The sequence below is a fragment of the Desulfovermiculus halophilus DSM 18834 genome (genome assembly GCF_000620765.1).
Lineage (GTDB): Bacteria > Desulfobacterota > Desulfovibrionia > Desulfovibrionales > Desulfothermaceae > Desulfovermiculus > Desulfovermiculus halophilus.
Map to the genome: position 1 here is coordinate 1 of NZ_JIAK01000071.1, position 1,330 is coordinate 1,330.

A 1,330-nucleotide genomic window follows, 5' to 3' on the forward strand; every position below is an offset into this window, starting at 1 on the left:
CGGCAGGCCTGAACCACGACCACGTCCCGGTGCTTGGCGTACTGATTGTCGATCTTCCGGCCCATGGTCGAAAAATCCGGCTCCCGCCGGCCGAAATCAGAGACTTTTGCCTGAGCATAGACTTCCGATCGCTTTTTCTTCAGCATGTGAGCAGGCTTGGACATGCATCTTCTCCTTTAGGGTTTACCAAGGAACTGATCGCCTGAACGCTCATTCAATTCTAGCAGGATGCATGCCGAACCTAGAAACTTTTTAGTTACATAGCGCTCTCATACACATATTTCCATTTTTACATTTCATTCCAGCATGTTACCCATGACCAGCCTTTGGAGATGGGGGCTGCACATCAAAACAATGTTTTGCGTTTGTACCTTTTTTTCTGGCTACCCCCGACCCGATGTCACCGTTTGGCCACACACGGGCTATGCTTGTGAGCTCACGCCCATTCCTGACTCTATACACTGTGGATCGTTTCAGCCCCCAAATGTTACCTTTCTGTTACACAGGACACCCATGCCTGCTAAGACGCAGGCACGCTTACGCCAACGAAGAATGAGCGTCCAGTGCATCCGTTTGTTGGGATTTTCTTTCTTCGGGTTCGTAATCGCTATCGGGATCGGGATCGGGATCGGGATCGATATGCATAAACTGAGGGTTCCTCCTACACCGAATGACATATTCTTTCGATTACGATAGCGATCCCGATAGCGATTTGGATTAACCCAACAAACATGAGAATAGCGGCCCGCCGGATGGTTTTGATGCCCGCTCTTGTCATTCTGAAGGAGCATAGCGACTGAAGAATCTCTTGCATTGAATATACATGTCTACTGGGTGGGCAGAACCAAACATACAAAGCTCAAGCCATCGCTCAATACACAACAGTCAGAACTTCTTCATATAAAAAAAGCCAGCCCCATTACGCGGGCCGGCTTTTTTTAGTCGCTCCATCTGCTTTGAGCAGAACAGCTATTTTATGGTTCTTCGCCGAATCTGTGAATTTTTGAAGTTTTCTGTCCCCTGCTTCTGAAATCCAGCTTCTTGTGGGGAAGAGCCTATTTTATTTCTTCCACCTTGTCCTTGAGCTCGGGGATGAACTCCAGCATGTCTTCCACAACCCCTACGTCGGCCACCTGGAAGATCGGCGCCTTGGGGTTGTTGTTCACCGCAACGATGAACGGATTGCCCTTCACCCCGCCCATGTGCTGGAACGATCCACTGATACCCATGGCCAAGTACACCTTGGGCTTGACCGTCTGCCCAGAAGTGCCCACCTGCCGGGACTTCTCCATCCACTTGGCGTCCACCACAGGACGGGAGCAGGCCACGA

At 50.5% G+C, this 1,330-nt stretch carries 1 protein-coding gene; it reads right to left on the reverse strand.

Annotated elements, in window-relative coordinates:
- Window positions 1-1,055: 1,055 nt before the first annotated feature.
- A partial coding sequence (locus N902_RS18140) for an electron transfer flavoprotein subunit alpha/FixB family protein (RefSeq protein WP_161635199.1) occupies window positions 1,056-1,330 on the reverse strand: 275 nt, incomplete at its 5' end.